This window comes from Acidithiobacillus caldus ATCC 51756, from assembly GCF_000175575.2.
Classification (GTDB): Bacteria; Pseudomonadota; Gammaproteobacteria; order Acidithiobacillales; family Acidithiobacillaceae; genus Acidithiobacillus_A; species Acidithiobacillus_A caldus.
In genome coordinates this window covers 31,608-49,530 of record NZ_CP005987.1, presented here as the reverse complement: position 1 = coordinate 49,530, position 17,923 = coordinate 31,608, and the positions used below count along the sequence as shown (strand labels likewise).

15 protein-coding genes and 5 pseudogenes are annotated in these 17,923 nt (G+C 58.3%); 8 read left to right on the top strand and 12 right to left on the bottom strand.

Translation table 11 applies throughout. The annotated features are described in order from the left end of the window. The first annotated feature begins 1 nt into the window (after window position 1). The 3 genes from bcsS to galU all read left to right on the top strand — a co-directional run bounded on the left by bcsS (window position 2) and on the right by galU (window position 3,308). Entirely contained in the window at window positions 2–751 is a 750-nt protein-coding gene (gene bcsS / locus ACAty_RS13920) for a cellulose biosynthesis protein BcsS (protein ID WP_040131339.1), read from the top strand. 73 nt (window positions 752–824) lie between these two features. After that, a complete protein-coding gene (gene bcsZ, locus ACAty_RS15590) occupies window positions 825–2,042 on the top strand; it encodes a cellulose synthase complex periplasmic endoglucanase BcsZ (protein ID WP_169737330.1) in 1,218 nt (405 codons plus the stop codon). Between the two features lie 306 nt (window positions 2,043–2,348). After that, entirely contained in the window at window positions 2,349–3,308 is a 960-nt protein-coding gene (gene galU / locus ACAty_RS13915; protein WP_226824308.1) for a UTP--glucose-1-phosphate uridylyltransferase GalU, read from the top strand. Between the two features lie 117 nt (window positions 3,309–3,425). On the opposite strand, the pseudogene ACAty_RS16550 reads toward galU, so the two are convergent. Next, a pseudogene (locus tag ACAty_RS16550) lies at window positions 3,426–3,623 on the bottom strand (hypothetical protein); the annotation flags it as partial. Window positions 3,624–3,685: 62 nt separating this feature from the next. On the opposite strand from ACAty_RS16550, the pseudogene ACAty_RS16700 reads away from it, so the two are divergent. From ACAty_RS16700 to ACAty_RS13895, 3 pseudogenes are all read left to right on the top strand, one after another. Beyond that, window positions 3,686–3,853 (top strand): annotated as a pseudogene (locus ACAty_RS16700) (IS5/IS1182 family transposase); the annotation flags it as partial. A 58-nt stretch (window positions 3,854–3,911) separates the two neighbouring features. After that, window positions 3,912–4,967: pseudogene (locus tag ACAty_RS13900) on the top strand (IS5 family transposase). Between the two features lie 147 nt (window positions 4,968–5,114). Beyond that, a pseudogene (locus ACAty_RS13895) lies at window positions 5,115–5,972 on the top strand (IS5 family transposase); the annotation flags it as partial. 130 nt (window positions 5,973–6,102) lie between these two features. Here the strand turns inward: ACAty_RS13895 and ACAty_RS15985 are convergent. The 6 genes and pseudogenes from ACAty_RS15985 to ACAty_RS13870 all read right to left on the bottom strand — a co-directional run. Further along, a pseudogene (locus ACAty_RS15985) lies at window positions 6,103–6,257 on the bottom strand (integrase core domain-containing protein); the annotation flags it as partial. A 247-nt stretch (window positions 6,258–6,504) separates the two neighbouring features. Then, the gene (locus ACAty_RS13890) at window positions 6,505–6,849 is read right to left on the bottom strand and encodes a P-II family nitrogen regulator (RefSeq protein ID WP_040131333.1); all 345 of its coding nucleotides are present in this window, start codon (window positions 6,847–6,849) and stop codon (window positions 6,505–6,507) included. Continuing rightward, window positions 6,831–7,586 (bottom strand): type 1 glutamine amidotransferase, encoded by a 756-nt coding sequence (locus tag ACAty_RS13885; protein WP_040131331.1) that lies wholly within the window; start codon window positions 7,584–7,586, stop codon window positions 6,831–6,833. The genes ACAty_RS13890 and ACAty_RS13885 overlap by 19 nt, the downstream gene beginning before the upstream one ends. Window positions 7,587–7,623: 37 nt before the next feature. Next, window positions 7,624–8,160, bottom strand: coding sequence for a hypothetical protein (locus ACAty_RS13880; RefSeq protein ID WP_082179252.1), 537 nt, complete (start codon window positions 8,158–8,160; stop codon window positions 7,624–7,626). 103 nt (window positions 8,161–8,263) lie between these two features. Beyond that, the gene (locus ACAty_RS13875; protein WP_040131329.1) at window positions 8,264–9,571 is read right to left on the bottom strand and encodes an ammonium transporter; all 1,308 of its coding nucleotides are present in this window, start codon (window positions 9,569–9,571) and stop codon (window positions 8,264–8,266) included. A 51-nt stretch (window positions 9,572–9,622) separates the two neighbouring features. Next, window positions 9,623–9,961 (bottom strand): P-II family nitrogen regulator, encoded by a 339-nt coding sequence (locus tag ACAty_RS13870; protein ID WP_004872123.1) that lies wholly within the window; start codon window positions 9,959–9,961, stop codon window positions 9,623–9,625. 478 nt (window positions 9,962–10,439) lie between these two features. Between ACAty_RS13870 and glnA the strand changes: the two genes are divergently transcribed. Next, window positions 10,440–11,849, top strand: a complete 1,410-nt coding sequence (gene glnA / locus ACAty_RS13865; protein ID WP_040131434.1) for a glutamate--ammonia ligase — start codon at window positions 10,440–10,442, stop codon at window positions 11,847–11,849. A gap of 33 nt (window positions 11,850–11,882) precedes the next feature. Here the strand turns inward: glnA and ACAty_RS13860 are convergent, their stop codons facing one another. From ACAty_RS13860 to glnL, 5 genes are all read right to left on the bottom strand, one after another. Continuing rightward, on the bottom strand, window positions 11,883–12,467 hold the full coding sequence (locus tag ACAty_RS13860) for a hypothetical protein (RefSeq protein ID WP_004873278.1): 585 nt from the start codon (window positions 12,465–12,467) through the stop codon (window positions 11,883–11,885). A gap of 3 nt (window positions 12,468–12,470) precedes the next feature. Further along, the gene (locus ACAty_RS13855; RefSeq protein ID WP_226830180.1) at window positions 12,471–12,722 is read right to left on the bottom strand and encodes a hypothetical protein; all 252 of its coding nucleotides are present in this window, start codon (window positions 12,720–12,722) and stop codon (window positions 12,471–12,473) included. A 401-nt stretch (window positions 12,723–13,123) separates the two neighbouring features. After that, on the bottom strand, window positions 13,124–14,080 hold the full coding sequence (locus tag ACAty_RS13850) for an IS5 family transposase (RefSeq protein ID WP_004871535.1): 957 nt from the start codon (window positions 14,078–14,080) through the stop codon (window positions 13,124–13,126). Between the two features lie 110 nt (window positions 14,081–14,190). Continuing rightward, window positions 14,191–15,636 carry a nitrogen regulation protein NR(I) gene (gene ntrC / locus ACAty_RS13845; RefSeq protein WP_040131328.1) on the bottom strand — a complete coding sequence of 482 codons (1,446 nt, stop codon included), beginning with the start codon at window positions 15,634–15,636 and terminating at the stop codon, window positions 14,191–14,193. Next, window positions 15,633–16,721 (bottom strand): nitrogen regulation protein NR(II), encoded by a 1,089-nt coding sequence (glnL, locus tag ACAty_RS13840; RefSeq protein ID WP_040131326.1) that lies wholly within the window; start codon window positions 16,719–16,721, stop codon window positions 15,633–15,635. The genes ntrC and glnL overlap by 4 nt, the downstream gene beginning before the upstream one ends. Before the next feature lie 192 nt (window positions 16,722–16,913). On the opposite strand from glnL, the gene ACAty_RS13835 reads away from it, so the two are divergent. Continuing rightward, entirely contained in the window at window positions 16,914–17,678 is a 765-nt protein-coding gene (locus ACAty_RS13835) for a hypothetical protein (RefSeq protein WP_040131324.1), read from the top strand. Window positions 17,679–17,923 lie beyond the last annotated feature (245 nt).

The following is a 17,923-nucleotide window of genomic DNA, read 5'->3' as shown; positions in this document are numbered from 1 at the left end:
GATGAACGAACCCGGAATTCGAACACCTGGCCGGCTATGGCTCAGCTTGCCGGTGCGCTTCACGAGCCTATCTTTGCTCATCGCGCTCGTGCTGTTCTCTGTGGGTACCGAGGGGCAGACTTTAGCCCTGGCTGGCATTCAGCAATCGGTGTTTAGCTCTTACGACTATCTTGGCGTTATTCAGCCCCTGTCAGGGAGCCGGCTCGGCTCCGGGGTGTATCTCCAGGCGTTTGCGAGCTATCTGCGGTATCGCTACACAGGTAGTCTCGATAACAGCAGCACCTTGGTTCGTGCGCGCGTCCCAGGGTTTCTTGTTGGTGCGGGGTATGCCTTTGCTGTGGACAAGCTGCAACTCAATTTTTCCGGAGGTCTGGAGTACCAATATTTCTCTCTTACTCCAGCACTTCCCTCCGGGGGACCATATCGCAGCACCGTTTCCTTCGTTCCTCAAATTCAGTTCCACCTTCCTCTACCTGGGCAGACGTACCTTTCTGGGATCGCTAGCTATGTCATAGATCAGCACGCTTATTGGGCGAGATTACGCTTCGCTCTTCCCCTCTTCCACAGCATTTTTGTAGGTCCAGAATTCGTACCATCGGGGGGAAATACGTACCGCATTCGCCAATATGGAGGATTTCTAGACATCGCCCTGCCTGAGGGCTGGGCGATATCTGCGGATGGTGGCTTGCAGCACCAGAACGGTTTGCCCAACGTTGGATATGCGGCACTTTCGGTTAGTAAAGTTTTTTAGACGCCTCGGACGTCCTGATCCAGATTGCGGGTGGCGTCGACTATGCGCGCAGCTCTTGGCTCCAGGGATTCTTATGATAAGCACGCTTTCGTTTCCAGCCATCGCAGCAGACAGACACGCCCACCCTTCGAACCTTCTGGATCCCGGGTTCTGGCAGCAGCTATGGTCGCATTATCTGCGTACTTTTGTCGATTCCCAAGGCAGGGTTATCGATTGGCAACGTCATGACGTCACTACATCGGAAGGTCAGGCCTATGCGCTGTTCTTTGCTCTGGTTGCTGATCAGCGCCGACAGTTTGCACGCATTCTCTCGTGGACGAATAATAATCTGGCACGTGGAGAACTAGGAAATCGCTTACCCGGTTGGCTGTGGGGTCGCAATACGAAGGGACGTTGGACTCTGTTGAGCCCCCACTCAGCCGCGGATGCCGATCTTTGGATAGCATACACCCTTCTGCAAGCAGGACGCCTCTGGCGAATTCCACGATATACCCGACAAGGTGAGGAACTCACCCGCACGATCGCCCGCTCAGAGGTCATATCGGTAGACTTTAGCTACAGACGCAGCCCGCGCACAATGTCGATAAGCCTCACCCCGATGCTTTTGCCGGGCTACTACGGCTTTACTTTGGGTAGGAATCGTTGCGTTCTCAACCCAAGTTACCTGCCGATGCCACTGTTGTTTGGTCTGGCACATTCCGATCCAGACGGTCCATGGCGAAAGATGGCTTTACAACTTCCGAATCTCTTACGTGCTATATCTCCCCATGGCTTTGTTCCCGATTGGGTGGGATTGGATAGCCATAACGGCACCTTTTTTCAGCCTCCGGAAGGCGATCGGGGAAGCTTCAATGCTATTCGGGTCTATCTTTGGGCAGGGTTCCGTGTTGGAAATCGTCGTGTGAATTTAAAAGTGATCACCGCAATCCCAGGCATGGCTAACTACCTGGTCCATCACAGAACCCCACCGCTCACGGTAAATGTGTATTCCGGAAAAGCTGAGGGAAAAGGTCCAGTCGGATTCTCGGCTGCCGTCCTGCCCTATCTGCGCGCAACGCGTCAGATACACGCCTTCCGCCTCCAGATGCTGCGCTTGAGTCGATCATTGGATCCCAATACGGGACTTTTCGGAAACCCCCCACATTATTACGATCAAAATCTAGCGCTCTTCGCTCTTGGTTACCTGAGCTATATGTTTCATTTCACAGCAGCAGGCAACCTTATCACACGCTGGGCCGAGAGGGGTGATCCAGGACTACCTCGTCATGAGACAACCGTGGGGCCGCTATGAAACGAAAGCTAATCATAGCCAAGATTGGAGTGCGTGCACCGTGCATTTATTGGAGATCCGCCTGCACTGCTAAGGCCAGCGCGAGTTCTATTCCGGCCGAAGGACTTTCTCTACGCTGTACCTATCTATCGTTGTGGTCGCCCCCCGTAGCGGAACAAGATATCAACCATGCTAATTATTTTAGCATGCGTTCAAAGGATAATCCAGTCCATCGGTGCTTTAAGCCATCTCATATATCACTTTGGGACGAGCTTTAGACTATGTTTGATTAATCGGAGTTCTCCACGACCTAGCAGAAGGAGTCTAATGATGAACGGTGTAACGATTGAAGATTCGTCAACCCATAGCGTGCGTAAAGCGGTCTTTCCTGTAGCAGGTTTGGGCACCCGATTTCTGCCTGCTACCAAGGCCAGCCCAAAAGAAATGATGCCTGTGGTTGATAAACCACTCATTCAATATGCGGTTGAGGAATCCATAGCGGCAGGTATCGATCAACTCATATTCGTTACGGGGCGCGGAAAACGTGCAATTGCCGATCACTTTGACGTCTCCTACGAGTTGGAGATGGAACTTGAGAAAAAGCATAAAAACGCGCTTCTTGAGCGAGTCCAGGCCATACTTCCAAAACACGTTAGCACTATCTTTCTACGGCAACCGTACCCATTAGGGCTAGGCCACGCTGTACTTATGGCACGTCCAGTTATCGGGAATGAACCATTTGCTGTTTTACTCGCAGACGACCTCACGCTCGCCGATGAGCCTGTGCTTTCGCAGATGGTTAGGCAATATCGTCGATATAGAGCAGGCATATTGGGGGTAGAGGAGATTCCTCGTGAACACAGTTCACGTTATGGAGTTGTCGACGCTCGTCCTTGGGATGACCAGGTCTTTCAAGTCAGTGGCATTGTCGAGAAGCCTGCCCCAGAGGACGCTCCGTCCAACCTTGGAGTAATCGGTCGCTACATATTACCAGCACGCATCTTCCATTTTCTCGAGAATCTCGATCGCGGAACGGGTGGGGAAATCCAATTGACCGATGCCATCCAAAAGTTGCTCAAGGAGCGCCAGGTTCTTGCTTATCGTTTCCAAGGAGAGCGCTTTGATTGTGGAGACAAGCTCGGCTACCTTCAGGCCACCATTGCATTTGGGAAAAACCATCCGGAAGTTGGCCCGGCATTCACTCGTTATCTGGATTCTCTAAAGGCTGATCAATCTGGCAAAAAGGAAGACCTCGACCTACTTCTAAGGTGTGAGTTATCCCCGTAATACCGTGCGAAAATCTGTAAATTGGCTTCGTAACGTAACGAGCGGCAGTTTGGCGCTTATTTTTGCTCGCCAAGACGTATTCTTATGGTGGACCCATTGGTCAAGACAAAAAGCGGGTCAGTTTAAGCTAGTGCTGGTGTCCTCATTTGCAGCGGATTGGCGCTGCCCCACGACTTCCTTGGCGACCTTTCGGTCCGCTTTTGGATACTTGTCCACGATACAGGCACCACCGCCCCGCCCAGTCCGATAGACGAGATCGGGGGTGGCGTAGCCCAGCGATTGATGGGGGCGAAGGGTATTGGGCGGCTCGAAAAACCCCATGGCCACTCGGGGTTTGATAGAATGGCGATAGGCCGGATTGCAACGGAGTAGACGGGATGATTGCTCGTAGGACGGCGGTGACGAACGATCTGTTGGCGGATGACGGTTACATCGAGAAGGTGGACGCCATTGGCGATCCCCTGCAGAAGATTGAGGCGGTGGTCGACTTCTCTGCTTTGGCGCAAGCGGTGGAGAAGATCGCTCCCCGTCCAGAGCAGCCTAAGAAGCTGCTGAAAAAGTCGGTGGTATACTGGGCAAAATGGTGCAGCGGGGGGTGGAAAGATGCGTGGAGCCAAGGTAGAGACTCAAGGGTTATTCAGCTACGTTTCCCCGGAGCAACGGGTGCCCCAGGACCATCCGCTGAGAGCGATCCGGGCTATCGTGGAGCGGTCCCTAGCGGAGATGGATAGCCACTTCAGCACGATGTACTCGAGCTACGGTCGCCCCTCCATTCCCCCGGAGTTTCTCCTGCGCGCACTGCTCCTGCAGGTCTTCTACAGCATCCGCTCGGAACGGCAGCTGATGGAGCAACTCAACTACAACCTGCTGTTCCGCTGGTTTGTCGGTTTGGGAATGGACGACGAGGTCTGGGTGCCCACGGTCTTTACTAAGAATCGCGATCGGTTGCTGGATCACGGGACGGTACGGGAATTCTTCCGATCCGTACTGGAACAGGCTCGCGGCCAGAATCTGCTCTCCGAAGAGCATTTCTCCGTCGATGGTACGCTGTTGGAGGCCTGGGCCTCGCAGAAATCCTTTCAGCCCAAGGATCCCGAAGATCGTAGCGGTGATGGCTCCTACTTCCGGGGGCCATGAGCTCAGCAATGAGACCCACTCATCGGTGACGGACCCTGATGCCCGGCTGTACTAGAAGGCTCCCGGAGAGGCGTCACGTCTGGCCTACTGGGTCATGTGCTCATGGATAATCGGCATGGATTGATTGCCGGGGAACAGGTGACCACCGCCGATGGCACGGCAGAAGTGGATGCCGCTACCCAATTGGTGGATGATCTGGGCGGGAACCAGCGCATCACCCTCGGTGCCGACAAGGGCTATGACCGTCACGGCTTTGTTCAGGATCTCCGGGACCGGAATGTGACCCCTCATGTAGCCCGCAAGCGGAAAGGCTCGGCCATCGATGCCCGGACTACTCGCCACCGGGGCTATGCCATGAGCATCCACGTCCGGCGGCGGATAGAATCCATCTTCGGCTGGATGAAGACTGTGGGAGGGATGCGGAAAACCCGATTCCGTGGTTTGGAACGGGTCGGTCTGCACTTCTCCTTGGCGGCCACCGCGTACAACCTCGTGCGGATGGCGCGACTGGCAGTGGCTTGATGGGATTCGTGCGTCCGGAATCCGTCCAAGGGCTACCAAAAGCTCAGAAAAACAACAAAACAGCTGCGCCCGCGCCTGTTTCCCGGGGTTTTGTGACCGAATATCCCAATCAAAAGAGATTTTTCAATATTTTTTCAGCGACCTCCTAAGGGTGGGCGTCCTCCCTATCCCACCGAGGTGATGGTCCGAGTCTTGGTGGTCAAACGCTTGCACGGCCTTTCTGACGAGCAGACCGAGTTTCAACTGCTGGATCGTCGCAGTTTCCGGCGTTTCTGTGGCCTGGAGCACTCCCGCAACATTCCCGACCGGACCACGATCTGGAACTTTGAGAATCGGATCGGAGTGGACGGGGTCAACGCACTGTTTGCTGAGCTGGATCGTCAGATCCGTGCGCGCGGCCTGGAGGCTCGTGCAGGGCAAATCGTCGACGCCACCTTGGTGCCCGCGCCCAAGCAGCATTTCACCCGGGAAGAGAAAGCAATCCTGGATCAGGACGCTATGCCCGCGGACTGGAAGCCCGCCAAGCGACGGCAGAAGGATGTAGATGCCCGATGGACCAAGAAGCATGGTAAATCCCATCACGGCTACAAATTCACGGTGAGTGTGGACCGTAAACACAAATTCATTCGCACTTGGGTGCCCGACACGGCGTGTGTGCACGATTCCCAACATCTGGAAGCGGCGCTCGATGAGTGGAACACCAGCGCCGAGATCTATGCGGACAAAGGCTATGTCGGTGCCGAACGGGAGGAACGCCTTCGGGAGCAAGGCTATCGCCCGCAGATCCAGCGCAAGGCGAAACAGGGCAAGTCGCTTTCTGCCTGCCAGGAGCGGCGGAACCGGCGCATTGCCAAGGTGCGTTCGCGGGTAGAGCATGTCTTTGCTGCCATCGCCCAGTGGGGTGGTAAGCGTATCCGCACCATTGGTCAGGCCCGCGCCACCTTCGCCATGGGCATGATGGTGCTCGTCTACAATATGCGTCGCTTGGCCTTTCTGGGGGCGTAATGCGTCCAGAGGTCAGAAAACCGAAAGCCTAAAACAGAGGGAGAAACCAGCTCAAAAAGGCCATTTCTGAGCCTCAGGCGGATTCGTCATGCCGCGTGGTCAGATTTTTGGCGGTTGATCGAGGTGCCCTATTGTAGTGCTCAAAATACTCGGTAAGCCCTAGCAACGAGTCCGGCACACCCGCGTAGGCCTTCAGGTAGATGTCCTCGTACTTCACTGATCGCCACAGGCGCTCCACAAAGACGTGTCCAAGGCTCGGCCGCGGCCATCCATGCTGATCCCCACATCGTGGGCTGCGGCAATCCGGCGGCACGGACGGCAAAATCCTCCACCCCATGCGAAAGAGAAGGCCCCGAACTGAGCCTCGCTCGTGGCTGAGATAAGACGGCTGCGTAGGCTGTATCCTAACCTGGGCAAGGAGAAGCTTCACGTGTCGTGCTGTGAGCAGTTGCTACGCGGCGTTCTTTAGTGACATCTAAGAGCCTCTTCGCCCAGAAAAATCACTGCTGGAGTCGATCGCGCCCGCGATCGGTCAGGCTTCAGCGTCCGAGTCAATCGTTCTTACGACGATAGGAGCCCGTACCATGGGGCTTATCCACAACTTTCCATCCCCTTCAATGCCGGTTCGGGCATGCGTCAAGACCACAGCAATCGCCTGGGGCACCAGCGTCTGCGGCATCACGATATCCAGCCGGACCTTCGGATGACTCTTCGACTGGTACCAAACCCCACTGGGCAGTGTCGAGAATCCCTGCTGCCGGCCGACTCCCTCGACATCGCTCAGGGTGATCCCGCTTACCCCTAGTTCCACCAAGGCATCGCAGAGGGGGTCCAGCCGATACATCCGAAGCACGACGGTCAGTTGCTGGTATGCCATGGCGATGCCTCCGGTGTATCGCAACGCATCCGCACAGAACGCAACCACGGCCCGAAAAGCTGCTGCCGCACCTGCGGCAAAGCAGCCAGAGGGGTTGCCGATAGACGAGATATTTCTTCGGGCGTTTGGATCTTTCCGGAATCTGCTGGCGGTGTCCCCATAAGAAGCAGCCAGCGCTCGAGAAGCTCAGGGGTCAGTTCGGCGTGCGCCTGTATCGCAAGCACATGCTCGCCCACGGCAAAGGCTTGGCAGTCCGTATGCGCACTGGTGAGCAAGGGCGTCGCTGTGAAGGGGCAGGCGTATTGATCCTCGTGCCAGTGGAACAGGAAAAACTCCGGAGGAATCTGTGTCACGACCGGGTGCTGCCTTCCCGATGGACGGACACGCACCGGCCACCAGCCGATTTCAGGACCATTGGGATGCCGGTGTACCGGCGCGCCGCAGACCTGCGCGATCAATTGTGCGCCGAGGCAGATGCCCAGGGTTGGCAACCCCGCATCGATGGCTTCCGCGAGGCAACGCCGCTCCGGGTTCAACCACGGGTAGTTCCCCTCATCGTGCACACTCATCGGTCCACCGAGGCTGATGACACCGCCAAAGCCGCGCAGCGAAGAAGGCAGGGGTTCCTCGAGATCCAAACGGCGCACCTGTACCGGGATACGTTCGGCAATGAGCATCTCCCGAAGGGCACCGAGGTCCTCGTCTGGATGGTGTTGTACGACCAGTAGGGGTTTCATCGATCATGCCCGTAATGCGGTGGCGGTTTTTGCGCGTTCAAGAAGGCGACCACGACCGATAGGCGGTCGCACGGCGCAACCATCGGCAGTAGACTCGAGCCGCGCCGTGCTGCGCCGTAAAATCGGGGACGATATTCCGAGCCCAGTCGTACGCAAGGCATTCAAATTGGGGGGCATATCGTCGCAGAGCGAGTACCTGCCAGAGAGCACCCCAAAAACACCCCGTTGCCAGTCCCGCATCCAAGAGGCGAGCGCACCCACCCCACTGGGCATACAGCAGAACCATATCCAGCGCCGCGCTCAGGGAAAAACCCAAGACCGCCCATCGCCAGCGCCGACTACGCTCGCGAATACTTGCAAAACCGAGGCTCACGGCGACCAGAACCGGTACGAGTTCCGGCCGATCGCGCAGCAACACGGGCGATACCAGCACGCGATTGGTAACGGGCTCGTGCACAGCTCCCTGACTGTCCGCAAGACTACTGACGCGAACGGTAGCTCTACTTTTGGTTATCGAGGCGACCGTCTTTTCCAGAACCGAATCGCGCCGATAAAGGTCTTTCCACTGTGCCACGACTGCAACTCCTTGGGGGCCAATGCCCCCTCCGCTTCGTCAATTCAATTCGTCATAGGGTCTGCGCGTTCCGATCCCCCGCGGGGACCGGAACGCTATCGCATCAGTCGCCCAGCACCGGTTGCCGTTCACCCTCTCCGAAGAAGGCATAAGCTTCTTCTCCGTGAACCGCATCGTCACCGATGAGCAGGGTTTCTTCGTCCATACGCAAGGGAACGACGAGACTGATCACCTTGAGAATCACGTAGGTCATGACGAGGTTCAGGGCAATGATGAACGCGGCACCGATCAATTGGAGCCATACCTGGTGCCAGTTTCCGTCGATACCCCCACCCGGATTGCTCAGACCATAGGCTACACACCCCGCCTTGGTGGCTAGAACACCAGTCAAGACTCCTCCAAGCAATCCGGCCACCGCGTGGGTATGAAAGACGCCCAAGGTGTCGTCCACCTTACGAAAGAACGACAGCCGTTTGCCCAGGATGTTCATGGTGAACCAGGGGATGATGCCCGTGGCGAGGCCGATGGCGATGGCGCCGAAGCCGTCGACGACGCCAGCCGCCGGGGTGATCCCCACCAAACCCGTGATCATGCCCTGGACCGCTCCGATGACCGAGGGTTTCTTGAAGTAGAAGATATCCATGGCGGTCCAGGTCAGCACACTCATGGCGGTGGTGATATTGGTGTTGAGCACGGCGGCACCGGCATCGCGACTGGCCGCATAGGGATCCCCGCCATTGAAGCCGTTCCAACCAAGCCACAGGATACCGGCACCAACCAGCATGAGGAGAACGTTGTTGGGCTGAAAATTCTCCCGATCGCGAGCCAATCGCGGCCCAACCACTGCAGCGGCCACAAAAGCCGCGATACCGGCTGACAAGTGGATGACGTAGCCGCCGGAGTAGTCGATGACCCCCATCGTGGACAAAAATCCACCGCCCCAAAGGCTAAAGGCGCCGACGGTGTAGGAAAAGGTCAACCACAACGGCACAAAAAGCATCCACGCCTTGAAGTTCATCCGTCCCAACACGCCACCAGCGATGAGCACCAAAGTGATGGCCGCAAAAACGAACTGGAAGTAGACCATGGTCGCCATGGGGAAGTTGGCCGTGGTCTTGGACGTCGGTAACAGGGCCTGCGTCAATTCGTTCTGCATGCTGATGATGGGACCGGGGTGCCCCAGAAACGGAAACCATTGATTCCCAAAACCCATGTTATAGGCCCACAGGACCCAGGCAATGAGCACGGCGGCAAACGCATAAAAAGCCATGAACGCCGAATTGATCGCCCACTTCTTCTTGACGATACCGGCATAGAGGACAACCAGGCCGGGAACACTCTGCAGACCGACAATAGTGGCTGCGGTCAGCTGCCACGCATTATCGCCGGTGTTAAGCCAGGCTACAGACATGGGGAAACTCCTTTTGTGGTGGGATGAGAACAGGGCTTGAGAGAACAGAGCTCACAGAGCTTCATCACCGCTCTCCCCGGTACGGATTCGCACGGCGTCCAATACCTCTGTCACGAAGATCTTGCCGTCGCCGATCTTGCCGGTGCGCGCGCCTTTGATGAGTGCGTCCGTAGCGATATCCACGAGATTGTCTGGGACAACGGTTTCAATCTTGACCTTGGGTAAAAAATCGACGACGTATTCGGCACCTCGGTACAATTCCGTGTGCCCTTTTTGCCGTCCAAAACCCTTGACCTCGGTCACGGTGAGTCCCTGTATGCCGGCCTGGGACAGGGCCTCACGAACGTCGTCCAACTTGAACGGTTTGACGATGGCGGTGATGAGTTTCATAACATCGGCTCCTGCATCAATTTTAATGAAAAGGGCGTCACAACGTAACTCCTCGCCTTGGCAGTTCAACCGAGTTACGCACCAACGAAGGCGTCTTAGCGAGGGCGAAGCCGCGCGGTATGGGCAAGCGGTATGCAGTGAAAAAATCTCGTGTAAACATGATGGGGCCTCTCCTAGTCCGTGAAGTCCACGAATTCCCCAAGCAATGGCTATGCCATATCGGCCTTGACAAAAAACGTATCGAAGTCCTTGAGCATGAAGTTATCAGGTCGGTTCGTGGCGGCACTAAACGAGTGCAAAACGGCAGTCAACATGGGCTACAATAGTGCATAAATGCACTGTATTAGTGCACATCGAGATTGTGAGAGGGGGCGGGAGTGGTTCCTCGAGACGGCATGAGTGTTGCTTTGTTTTTTAACGCCACCCATTGTAGTGGGGCGTTTATCGAACCTTATCACGGAGCAGGAGAGCTATGGCCCTGAGTGCTGAAGACGTAATCAAGCTGATTGAAGAAAAGGATGTGAAGTTCATCGATTTCCGTTTTGTGGACACCAAGGGCAAGGAGCAGCACGTGTCCGTGCCGGCCCACACCATCGACGAGAAAACCTTCGCCGAGGGCAAGATGTTCGACGGCTCCTCCATCACCGGCTGGAAGGGCATCGATGCCTCCGACATGATCCTCCTGCCCGATGCCGATACCGCCGTCCTCGATCCCTTCACCGATGAGACCACCCTCAACCTGCGTTGTGATGTGGTGGAACCCGCCACGGGTCAGGGCTACGAGCGCTGCCCGCGCTCTCTGGCCAAGCGCGCCGAGGCCTACCTCGCCAGCACCGGCATCGCCGACAGCGCCCTTTTCGGCCCCGAGAACGAGTTCTTCGTCTTCGACTCCGTCACCTGGAAGATCGACATGAGCGGCTGCTCCTACCGGGTCGATGCCGAAGAGGCCGCCTGGAACTCGGGCAAGGAGTACGAGTCGGGCAACATGGGGCACCGCCCCGGCGTCAAGGGTGGCTACTTCCCCGTACCGCCCGTGGACTCCGCCCAGGATCTGCGCTCGGCCATGTGCCTGGCGCTGGAAGAGATGGGGCTCACCGTCGAAGTCCACCACCACGAAGTGGCTACCGCCGGCCAGCACGAGATCGGTGTGGGTGCCAATACCCTCACCAAGAAGGCCGATGCCGTCTTGATCTTGAAATACGTCGTGCAGAACGTTGCCGCGGCACACGGAAAAACCGCTACCTTCATGCCCAAGCCCGTCGTCGGCGACAACGGCAGCGGCATGCACGTCCACCAGTCCCTGAGCAAGGATGGCAAGAACCTCTTTGCCGGCGATCTCTACGGTGGATTGTCGGAGACGGCGCTCTACTACATCGGCGGCATCATCAAGCACGCCAAGGCCCTGAACGCCCTGACCAACCCCAGCACCAACAGCTACAAGCGTCTGGTGCCCCACTTCGAGGCCCCGGTGCTCTTGGCCTACTCGGCCCGCAACCGTTCGGCCTCCATCCGCATCCCCTACGTCACCAACCCCAAGGGTCGGCGCATCGAGGTGCGCTTCCCCGACTCCACGGCCAATCCTTACCTCGCCTTTGCCGCCATGCTCATGGCCGGGCTCGATGGCATCCAGAACAAGATCCACCCCGGTGAGGCCATGGACAAGAATCTCTACGACCTGCCGCCGGAAGAGGAAAAGCAGATTCCCCACGTGGCCTCTTCCCTGGAGGAAGCCCTGCGCGCCCTGGAAGCCGATCACGAGTTCCTGATGAGGGGCAACGTCTTCAGCCAGAGCTGGCTCGAGGGTTACCTGGATGTGAAGTGGGCAGAGGTCCAGGCCATGCGCATGACCACCCATCCGCTGGAATTCCAGATGTATTACAGCCTCTGACAGACCATCGTCCCTCGCCCTTGGACCCGCACCTCACGCGGGTCTTTTTTTGCGGGTATGCCGAAGGCTGCGGATGGCGGCGAGGTTGACCACCTGCTGGCCGTGGAGGCTCTGCCACTCCCGCCATAAGATGCCTTGTGATGTCGAGTCCAGTGCGAATAGGCGGGTGTGGGGTGACAGACGACGCAGGAATCGTTGGCCCAGGGCGTCCCCTCGCCAACGCCCGCGCCCATCCCAAACCTCGCCGCAGAGGCAGTAGGTCGGTCCGTATACGCCGAAATAGCCATTCCCGAGCGCGGTGAGTTGCAGCGAATGCCCTCCCAGACGCAAGGGCGCCAGCGCACTGGCATCCCAGTCTCCCCAATGGGGAGCGACGATCTGTAACGCCGGACACAATACCGATAAGCGTTCCGCTGCCGCCTCCGTATCGGCGCGCCAGTGCGTCGTTATCGCGTAGCGTAGACGGAGCTTGGGTTCTGCACCCAGCAAACGCTCAAGTGCCTCCTCCACCGCGCTTTCGGGAATGTCGACAAAGGCGGCTTCGCAACGGCTGGCATCCCACAATACGCGATAGACATCGGTTCCCGACGCTGGGTCATGCCAAGACAATATCTGCACCGATCAACCTCCCGACGGCTGCCAAAGGACTATCCGGGGTTCCTTGAGCAGTTGCGTCGACCAGTAGCTCAGGGTCTGTTCGCCCACCGCTGCTGCCGCATTGGGACGAAAGGTTTCCAGCGTCTCGCAGCGACGCCCGTGACACCGCAAAAAATGAAAATACTCCTCGCCGATCCACAACTGCACGGTGTCGCCGGAGCACACGTCGGGACCTGGGGGCGCTTGAATATATTTTTGACCACGAGAGGTTTTCACCCAACACCCCGGAGGAAGCTTTGGACTGTGCCGCAGCATACCGGCGCGTGCCAGATCTTCGGGTACGTGGTGGTCATTGGGATCGTTTGGGGGGGATAGCGATGATTTTGCGGGTATGCGTGGTCGGCAGTGTCACGGGTGAGCCTGCGGCCCACGCGCCTGGGATACCGATTCCCACGAACGCCAGGGCGACGAAGATCGAAAGCGCAATCATCGGTAAAACGGGGTCACTACGCACGCTACCATTCCTCCAGGGGAGACTCGCCTTAGGGAAGCTCTGACCTAGCCTAAAAAGGTGCGCCTTGTCCCCAGTATTGACCTAAGCACGTTGCTATCAGGTCACTTATCCGTCAAATTCCCCCATTTTCTGGAGAATTATTGGATATTGGGCACACCACTCCCTACGCGGCCAGGAGATATCTCCTCAGCATGTACAGATTGGCCAAGGCAAAGAGCGTGGTCAGTTGAGCACCGTTCTTGGCCAGACCCCGATATCTGGTTCGCTGATAACCGAATTGGCACTTCAGCACCCGGAAGGCGTGTTCTCCCCGGGCACGGATCCGGGCAATGGCGCGGTTGTAGCGCTTGAGGGCCGCCAAGCCGGTTTTCTGCCCAGGATAGCGTCGCCGCGCTACCGCGTTCCGTATGCCTCGGGCCACCAGCGTGTCATGCACCTGGGGATAGTCATAGCCCCGGTCAGCGAGGACCACCGACTCCTCTCCGGTAAGGAGCCCCTCCAGCCGCTGATGATCCGGTACCTTGGCCGCCGTGAAGTCCACCGCCTGTACGATACCTTGGAGATCCGTTGCCACATGCGCCTTCATCCCGAAATACCACTGATTCCCTTTCTTGGTGGAACTCATCTCTGGATCCCGCTTGCGGTCTCGGTTCTTGGTGGAGCTCGGGGCGTGAATCAAGGTGGCATCCACGGTCTTGCCTTCCTGCAGCAAGAGCCCTTTCTCCTGCAACACGGACTGCACCTCGGCAAAGATGGCCTGGGCAAGCGCATGGCGCTCCAGTAAGCGGCGGAACTTCAGGATCGTGGTCTCATCGGGAACGAAGTCCCGACCCAAGTCGATACCGACGAATTGACGGAGCAGAGGAACCTCGTACAGGGCCTCTTCCATCCCCGGATCGGAGTAGCCGAACCATTGCTGGAGAAAGTGGATCCGCAGCATCCGCTCCAAAGGCATAGGTTTGCGGCCGCTGCCCCCCTTGGGGTAGTGCGGCTCGATCAAGGCCACAAGCCTGGCCCAGGGAACCACGGCATCCATCTCGGCCAGAAAGCGTTCTCGCTTGGTCTGCTTGCGGCGTCGCGACAGGCTGGGCTCCTCGGCAAAGGTTATCTGTCCGGACATGGATAGCATCTCCTCGCTACTCGGTCAGCCCATTGTATCAGATGGCTAAATCAGAGACTCCTTAGACTCGAGAAACACGCTCGCGCTCCCGAGAGACTACCGCTATGGTTCTATAGGGTATCGTCTGCCTCTACGTCGATCCCCAATTCCCGCAGTTTGCGGGTGATGGTGTTACGTCCCCAGCCCAATTTTTGGGCCGCGCGCTGTTTGTGTCCGCGGGTAAAGCGGAGCGCCGTTTCCAGGCAACAGCGCTCAAATTGCGTGCCGAGTTCGTCGAGGATCTCGTCGTCGCCTCGACGCAGTCGGCGCTCGAGCTCCTCGCGCAATTCCTTCAGCCACCCGTCGATCCTACCCATCGGGGCGTCCGATGTATCGTGGACAGAATCTCCCGGCCGATGCCGCAATTCTGGCGGCAGATCGGCCACCTCCACCTGCGGTGCCGGCGCCATGACCGTGAGCCAGCGGCAGACGTTTTCCAGCTGCCGCACGTTCCCGGGCCAGTGCCATGCCTCCATCCAGACCTCGGCCTCTGGGGCGAGGCGCTTGGCTTCGGTACCCAGCTCGGTCGCAGCGCGTCGCAGAAAATAGCGAGCCAGCAGCGGAATATCCTCCCGTCGCTCCCGCAAGGGTGGGATCTGAAGGCGAACCACGTGGAGGCGATGGTACAGATCCTCCCGAAAACTCCCGTCCCTGACCTTGCTTTCGAGATCCTGGTGGGTGGCCGCCAGCAGACGTACGTTAGCCTGCAGCACCTGTTGGCCACCGACTCGGTAATAACTGCCGTCGGATAAGACACGTAATAGGCGCGTCTGCAGGGCTGCCGGCATATCGCCGATCTCATCGAGGAACAAGGTACCACCAGCGGCCTGTTCGAAGCGGCCCTTACGACTTTGTACCGCGCCGGTAAATGCACCCCGCTCGTGACCGAAAAGCTCCGACTCGAGCAATTCAGCGGGGATCGCCGCCGTATTGATGGCAATGAACGGCCCACTGGAACGTGGGCTGTGCCGATGCAGTGCGCGCGCAATCAACTCCTTGCCCGAACCCGACTCACCCAAGATCAGAACGGGAATTTCCGAACGCGACAGGCGGCCAATGGCTCGGTACACAACCTGCATGGCCGGGGCCTGACCAATGATCTCGGCGTCGGGTTCTGCGTCATCGGCCTCCTTCGATTCCGCCATGTTGCCCAGTCGTCGACGCAATGCGCGCTGCACCAACTCCACGGCGTCGGCCAGGTCAAAGGGTTTCGCCAGATACTCAAAGGCCCCTCCAGAAAAAGCCGTGACCGCATTCTCGAGATCCGAGTGGGCGGTCATGACGATGACCGGGAGTTCGGGATGGCGCTTTTGTAGCGTCTCCAAGAACGCAAATCCCTGGGTCCCTGGCATGCGCAGATCCGTCAGCACGACGTCCGGCAATTCGGTCCGATTCCGTTGCAGCGCCGCGTCGGCGTCGGCAAAGCTCACCGTCTGCAACTCGGCCTTTTGCAGGGCCTTCTCCAGCACCCAGCGTATGGAGGGGTCATCGTCGACGATCCAGACGCATCCCTTCATGGTCTGCGCTCCAGCGGAAACCATACCGAGAATACCGTCTCACCCGGGCGAGATCGGCAGTGCACGGCGCCACCGTGCGCCCGAACGATGCCCTGCACGATGGCCAGACCCATGCCCATACCCTCGGGCCGAGTCGTGATCAGCGGTAGAAAAATGCGCGGCAAGAAATCGGCGGGAATCCCGGGCCCGTCGTCCACCACATCGACGCGCACAGCCAGAGAATGGATGCGCTGCATCCAGGGGACCTGGCGCTCGATTCGGGTGCGCAAAAGCACCTGTCCACGCCCCTGCACGGCCTGCTCGGCGTTGCGCAGGAGATTGAGAAATACCTGCACCAATTGTCCCGGATCGGCCTGGATCTCCGGGAGTGATGGATCGTAATCGAAACGCAAGACCATCCCCTCCGGCAAATCGGTCTGCAATAAGCGACGACAGTGCTCCAACACGGCATGGATGTTTACCGACTGCAGCACCGGGGCACCCGCCGGCCCGCGCAACCGATCGACCAGACCACGCAAGCGATCCACTTCGTGCAGAATAATGCGCGTATACTCGCGCAGGTCCGCGCGCGGTAACTCGGCGTCCAGAAGCTGCGCGGCTCCGCGCAGACCGCCAAGTGGGTTCTTGATTTCGTGTGCGAGCCCCCGCAGCATCTCTTGGGCCGACAGGTAAACACGCTCCTGCAAAGCCTCTTCTGTCTGCCGGAGGGAAAGCTCCACCGAGCGCAGCTCGATCAACCAGCCGGATCCCTCCAGTGCGCTGATCACCATGTCCAGGACTACGAGATCCCCATCCACCCGGTGCAGGGGCAAGGCGCGCCGATACTGTATCCGACCCGACGCCACCGCGGCATCGAGCATCGTATCCAGGCCCTCCGGTCCCTCTGGAACGCATAGCTCTGCATAGGCGCGCCCCCGCGCCTGCGACAGACTAACCTTCAGTAAATGCTCTGCGGCCGGATTGAGGTAGAGAATCCGTCGATCTTCGTCCAGATGTACTACCCCCGAATCCAGCGCTTCGATCAGGCCCGCTCCGGTAAGTGTCGAGCCCAGTCGTGGTGATGTAACGATGGCGCGGTAGTCCATGGCTTCTCCTACAGGTCCTGCAATCCGATAAGCAATTCACGCGCCAGAGGTGTGCTGACGAGTCCGGGGCGACTCGCACCATGACGGTGCAATGATACCGCCCAAGTCCGATGGCGCCCAGCCCGTTGCCACCTTCCCAAGCGGGAGGAACTGCGACATCATTCCGGGACATCCTCTGCAAACCACACCGTGATGACCTATTGCCTGGCTATACGTGTCGATACTGGGCTCGTCTTCTGCTCCGATTCCCGGACGCATGGGGGTATCGACAACGTCGGCACCTACTCCAAAATGCACCGATTTGGTTGGTCGGATCAGCGCCATTTCTGCCTCTTGTCCGCAGGGAACCTCGCTACCACCCAAAGCGTGCTCCACCGCCTGCGTCAGGACATGCAACGGGACCAGAGGATTTCTTTGCGCACCGTCCCCAGCCTGGATCTTGCCGCCGATTATGTGGGCAGTATCCGCGCTGAAGTACAGCAGAGGCATGCCCGCCGACACTCGGAACCGACGGATTTTACAGCGAGCTTCCTTCTGGGCGGACAAATCGGATCGGCGCCCCCGGGGCTGCGATTGATCTACCCGCAAGGCAATGCCATTCACGAATCGCCCGAACACCCCTTTCTGCAGATGGGTGAGGTTCAGTACGGCAAACCCCTACTCGACATGGTGACAAGCCAATGGTCCCTCGAGGCGGCAGCCCGCTGCGCGCTCGTATCCATGGACACCACGCTGCAGAGCAATCTCTCCGTGGGACCACCCGTGGAATTACTCATCCTGACAGGAGATCGTCTCGACGGGGGCCGGCATCTGCGCTGGGGAAGCGAGCACCTTTTCTTGCGCGAACTGCGCAGCCAGTGGCACCAGGGGTTGGCCGCAGCCATCGGCAGATTACCGCCGTTTCCTTGGGAAGAATCCTCCCTGAACCGCGAGAAAACCTATAAAAACGCTCGCTAGCCGTTTTTCCCCGGGGATCGCCCTCTCCAGCAAGGTGCATCGCGCACGGTTATGAGGATTTCTGCACGAGTTTGATGCATGATCGATCGAGCTATATCCCAAGCTCGGCGGCTTCCTGGCCACCAGCGAACCGCGCATAGCCGATTGGGTGCGCCCCAGAGGTCTCGTCCGGCCCCTGCACCTTTGGGAAACCCTGCACGGGGATCTGCAAAAGAAAATGGGCGGGATACCCGCCCAAAACTACC